Source organism: Pseudomonas sp. P5_B2, from assembly GCF_056400445.1.
The window spans coordinates 1-5,557 of sequence record NZ_JBFULH010000280.1 but is presented as its reverse complement, the minus strand read 5'-3'; the positions used below and the strand labels follow the sequence as shown (position 1 = coordinate 5,557).

Annotated in this window: 3 protein-coding genes and 1 pseudogene; all 4 read left to right on the top strand. The window is 61.9% G+C overall.

The window, feature by feature from the left end:
* A pseudogene (locus AC1DRJ_RS18300) lies at positions 1-675 on the top strand (NAD(P)/FAD-dependent oxidoreductase); the annotation flags it as partial.
* Positions 676-690: 15 nt separating this feature from the next.
* Positions 691-3,033 (top strand): DUF1989 domain-containing protein, encoded by a 2,343-nt coding sequence (locus AC1DRJ_RS18295; RefSeq protein ID WP_477803400.1) that lies wholly within the window; start codon positions 691-693, stop codon positions 3,031-3,033.
* A 75-nt stretch (positions 3,034-3,108) separates the two neighbouring features.
* Complete coding sequence (locus tag AC1DRJ_RS18290; RefSeq protein WP_477803399.1) at positions 3,109-4,788, top strand: APC family permease; 1,680 nt, start codon at positions 3,109-3,111, stop codon at positions 4,786-4,788.
* A gap of 87 nt (positions 4,789-4,875) precedes the next feature.
* On the top strand, positions 4,876-5,557 hold a 682-nt coding region (locus tag AC1DRJ_RS18285; RefSeq protein ID WP_477803398.1), incomplete at its 3' end, for a tetrahydrofolate dehydrogenase/cyclohydrolase catalytic domain-containing protein.

Below are 5,557 nucleotides of genomic sequence, written 5' to 3'. Positions count from 1 at the left end.
CCCATGGGCTATGACTGGCCCGCCAACTGGGAAGAAAAACCGCTGTTGCAGCGCCTGGAAAAAAACCGCGCGTACTTTATCGACGGCACCCACAAGCACATCGATGCGGTGATCCTGTGCACCGGCTACAAACATCACTTCCCCTTCCTGCCGGACGAACTGTGCCTCAAGACCGATAACCGGCTATGGCCGATGAACCTGTACAAGGGCATTTTCTGGGAGCCCAACCCGCAACTGATTTACCTCGGCATGCAGGACCAGTGGTACTCGTTCAACATGTTCGACGCCCAAGCCTGGTACGCCCGCGACGTGATCCTGCAACGCATCGCCCTACCCGACCAGACACAAAGGGCCGCCGATAGTCAGGAATGGCATGCCCGTGAACAGCAGCTTGAAACCAACCAGCAGATGTTCGAATACCAGGGTGCCTATATCCAGCAACTGGTGGACGCCACCGACTACCCGAACTTTGATATCGCCGCGGTCAACGACACCTTCCTGCACTGGAAGCACGACAAGGCCCATAACATCATGGGTTACCGCGACAAGTCCTACCGATCGCTGATGACCGGCACCCAGTCTCCACCCCATCACACGCCTTGGCTGCATGCCCTTGACGACTCCATGGCGGCGTACCTCGCTGAACCGCCGAAATCCGTCAAGTCGATCGGTTGACCCGGGAGCCTCACCATGAACGCACCTCGTGTTTCACGCCCGCGGGAGCCCGGACTATTTGCCCGAGCCCCGACCCTGGAGCGCTATCGGGTGGCCGCTGGCGGCCTGACCCTTGTCGCTTTGCAGCCCGGCGACAGCCTGCAAGTGATCGACCTTGAAGGCCGGCAACCCTGCGAATTGCTGGCCGTGGATATGCTCGGTCGCAGCGCCCTGGCGGCCTGGGCACTGAGCGGTTCGACGGCCTGCGGGTTTATCGGCGCACGACTCGCCGAACCGACCTTGCAGTCGCGCCGCATTGGCCAGGCGCTGATCCGACGCGCGATTGATCCACAACACCTGCCCAGCGCCGCCTCACTCTGGGACGAGGACAGCCCTGCCGACTTCAGCCGCCGCTTCGTCGCCAGCGATGAGCTACTGGTGATCGTCGCGGCACCCGCCGGACCGACCACCGTTGACCGGCAATACCGGCCCAGCGAACTCAGGTTATGGGTGACTCGGGCCAATCCCTCGCCACTGCTGCTCCCAGCGTTGCCCGAACCCTTGGGCGAGTTAATCGACGAGTTCACCATCGGTGCTGGCACCGCCCACAGTTACACCGTCGGCAAAGGTCAGTATGTGCAAGTGCTGGATGTCGCCGGTCGGCAATGCTCGGATTTTGTCGCTCTGGATCGACGAGCGCTGGATCGCGGTCTGGAGCTGGATCTTGATCAAACCGTAACCCGCACGCTGAACGGCAGCGCCTACCCGGCACCGGGGCTGTTCTCGAAGTTCTTCGACCGGCAGATGCAGCCGATGCTGGAGGTGGTACGTGACACCGTCGGCCGTCACGATTCCTTCGCCCTGGCCTGCGCCGCGCGCTATTACGAAAGCCACGGCTACTTTGGGCACGACAACTGCAGCGACAACCTCAGCCAGGTGCTCGCGTCTCATGGAATCCAGCCCCGCAATGGCTGGCCGGCGATCAACTTCTTCTTCAACACCGGGATCGACGCCCACCAGCAGCTGACCCTGGACGAACCCTGGTCGCGTCCCGGCGATTACGTGCTGCTGCGGGCCATGACGGACCTGCTGTGTGGCAGTACCTCATGCCCGGATGACATCGACCCGGCCAATGGCTGGAACCCGACCGATATCCATATCCGCGTCTACAGCGAAAAGGAGCGTTTTTCCATCGCCATGAGCACTAGAACCACGGCCGATGCCGACCCGATTCTCACCCGTGAGTCAGCGTTCCACTCACGCACCAGTCGCTTGACCGGCAGCTTCACAGACTATCGCAACTGGTGGCTACCCCTGCGTTACGACGGCTATGGCGCGATCGAAGAATACCTCGGTTGCCGCGAGCGGGTGGCGGTGATGGACCTGACCGCACTGCGCAAATTCGAAATCATCGGTCCCGACGCGGAAGCCTTGTTGCAGTACTGCCTGACCAGGGATGTGCGGCGCCTGGCGGTCGGGCAAGTGGTGTACTCGGCCATGTGCCACGAGCACGGCGGCATGCTCGACGACGGCACCTTGCTGCGCCTGGGCCCCGACAATTTCCGCTGGATCTGCGGCGAAGACTACGCCGGGATGTGGCTGCGCGAGCAGGCACAAAAACTCGGCATGAAGGTCTGGATCAAATCCGCCAGCGAGCAGATCCATAACCTGGCAGTGCAAGGCCCGATGAGCCGCGAGCTGCTCAAGCAGATGGTCTGGACCGCGCCCAACCAGCCGAGTCTGGAAAACCTGGGCTGGTTCCGTTTTCTGGTGGGACGCCTGGACGGTTACGACGGCTGCCCGCTCATGATCTCGCGCACCGGCTACACCGGTGAGCTGGGCTATGAAGTCTGGTGCCAGCCTGAGGATGCCGAACGGGTCTGGGACCGGATCTGGCAACTGGGCCAACCCTTGGGCCTGGTGCCGTTGGGCCTGGAAGCGCTGGACATGCTGCGTATCGAAGCCGGGCTGATTTTTGCAGGCTACGAATTCAGCGACCAGACCGATCCGTTCGAGGCCGGTATCGGCTTTTGCGTACCGCTGAAAAGCAAAGCCGATGACTTCATCGGTCGCGACGCCTTGCTACGGCGCAGCGCCCATCCCGCTCACAAACTGGTGGGCCTGCAACTGAGCGGTAACGAAGGCGCCCACCACGGTGACCCGGTGTACCACGGCCGAGCTCAGGTCGGGGTCATCACCAGTGCCTGCCGCTCGCCGCTGCTGGCCAGCAATATCGCGCTGTGCCGGGTCGACGTGGCCTGCGCCGACGTCGGCACAGCGTTAGAGATCGGCAAAGTCGATGGCCTGCAGAAGCGCATCAGCGCCACGGTCACCGCAGCGATTTTCTACGACCCGGACAAGAGCCGGGTACGCAGTTGATCGATCACATGAGCCTGTGCGCCACCCGACTTTGACTGCCCCACTACACCTCTACTCAGACATGGGAATACGAAGATGGAAGCGACTACGTTCGAGGCCGTACCGCAGGCCGCCAGCTCAGTGGGCAGCCTGCACCGCAAGATCGATTGGCGCGGGGCTTTCTGGGTCGCCAGTGGCGTGCCCGCCCTGGTGCTGTTCTCTATCGGCGCGATTGCCGCCACGGTAGGCAAACCGGCCTGGATCGTCTGGATCGTGTCGATCCTGTTTGGGTTTATCCAGGCCTTCACCTATGCCGAAATTGCCGGACTGTTCCCGCACAAGTCCGGCGGTGCCTCGGTCTACGGCGCGGTGGCCTGGGTGCGTTACAGCAAACTGATCGCACCGGTATCGGTGTGGTGCAACTGGCTGGCCTGGTCGCCGGTGCTGTCCATTGGCTCAGGGCTGGCGGCCGGTTACATCCTCACCGCCCTGTTTCCCGCCGACGCAATGATCAACACCTGGCAACTGACCTTGCTCGATCTGGACTGGATCAAGAGCTGCCTGTCGCTGCGGATCAACGCGACATTCGCCATTGGCCTGTTGATTCTGCTGACGGTCTTCGCCGTGCAGCATGGCGGCATCTTGCGCTCGGCACGCCTGACTCTGGTGCTTGGGGTGACATCGCTGATTCCTCTGTTGCTGGTGGGTGTGGTGCCGTTGTTCACCGGGGATGCGGCCCAGGCCAACTTCCTGCCCCTGTACCCGCTGGCCCATGATGCGGCCGGGCAAGTGATCGACGGGCCTTGGGACATGTCCGGTTGGTCGTTGATGGCCGGCGGCCTGTTCATGGCTGCATGGTCCACTTACGGCTTCGAAACCGCGGTGTGCTACACCCGGGAATTCAAGGACCCCAAGCGTGACACGTTCAAGGCCATTTTTTATGCCGGCCTACTGTGCATTCTGGTGTTCACCCTGGTGCCCCTGGCGTTTCAAGGCAGCCAGGGGCTCGGGCAGCTAGTGACCCCGGCGGTGCTCGATGCCAGCGGCGCAGTGGTCACACCGGCGGTCTACAGCGGTCTGTTGTCACCGGCGATCTACAGCGGCATGGGCGTCGGGCAGGTCATGGCGGACAGCATCGGCGGCGGCAAGCTGGTGGCCAACATCGTGCTGATCATGTTGGTCCTGGCCACACTGCTGGCGATCATGACCTCGATGTCCGGCTCCTCGCGCACCCTGTATCAGGCGTCGGTGGATGGCTGGCTGCCGAAATACCTGGCCCGCACCAACGAACACGGCGCGCCTACCGCAGCGATGTGGACCGACTTGTCGTTCAACCTGCTGCTGTTGCTGATGTCCGATTATGTGTTCGTGCTGGCCGCGTCCAACGTCAGCTACATCATCTTCAACTTCCTCAATCTCAATGCCGGCTGGATCCATCGCCTGGACCGTCCCGACTGGATACGCCCGTACAAGGCCCCGACCGTGCTGTTGGTCGCTGGTGGCGTACTGAGCTTCGTCAACCTGGCGTGCATGGGGCTGGGAGCCGATATCTGGGGCGCCGGCACCCTGGTGACCGGGCTTTTGCTGGCGCTGTTGATTCTTCCGGTGTTCTGCTACCGCCACTACGTGCAGGATAAAGGACGCTTCCCGGAAGCGATGCTCAGCGACCTGTACATTCAGACCGATACCGGTCAAAAACGCGCCGGCTGGTTGCCTTATGCCACGCTGATCGCGGGTGTACTGGTGGTGTACGGTTGCCATCAACTGGTAGCCTGAGCGCCCTTGCCTGCAGGTCTCTGATGGATCATCCGGGCGCAACGACGCCTCGATGATCACTTCGCCCCCCTATCATTCAAGACGACGGTGACTCTTTTGATCAGCACCACCCCTGCACTTGCCCGCGTTATCGACGGCAAAGCCATCTCTGCCCAGGTTCTCGACGAAGTTCGAGAAGAGGTTCTGGTCCTGGCCGGACAGCAGATTTACCCCGCTCTGGCCGTGCTGCTCGTCGGTGAAGATCCGGCCAGCGAGGTCTATGTGCGCAACAAATTGCTGCGGGCCAAGGAAGTCGGGATCCGCTCCCTTGAATACCGTCTGCCGGAATCCGCCAGCCAGGCGCAAGTGCTGGAACTGATTGGGCAGCTGAATGCCGATGCCACGGTGAACGGCATCCTGGTGCAGCTGCCATTGCCGGCCCATATCGAGGAAGGGGCGGTGATTCATGCTATTCACCCGATCAAGGACGTGGACGGTTTTCATCGGGAAAACGTCGGCGGCCTGGTGCAAGGCATCGAAGTCCTGACACCCTGCACACCCAGCGGCTGCATGCGTCTGCTGCACGAAACCTGCGGCGACTTGAGCGGCTTGCACGCGGTGGTCATCGGCCGCTCGAATATAGTCGRCAAACCCATGGCGACCCTGTTGTTGCAGGCTAATTGTTCGGTCAGCGTGGTGCACTCGCGAAGCGTCGATGCACCGGTGTTGTGCAGGTTGGCGGATATCGTGGTTGCAGCGGTGGGTCGTCCTGAGATGATCGACGCTAGCT

Bases quoted from the DNA above. Each gene is read 5' to 3' on its own strand.
- AC1DRJ_RS18295 (WP_477803400.1), top strand. From the start codon at position 691: ATGAACGCACCTCGTGTTTCACGCCCGCGGGAGCCCGGACTATTTGCC.
- AC1DRJ_RS18290 (WP_477803399.1), top strand. From the start codon at position 3,109: ATGGAAGCGACTACGTTCGAGGCCGTACCGCAGGCCGCCAGCTCAGTG.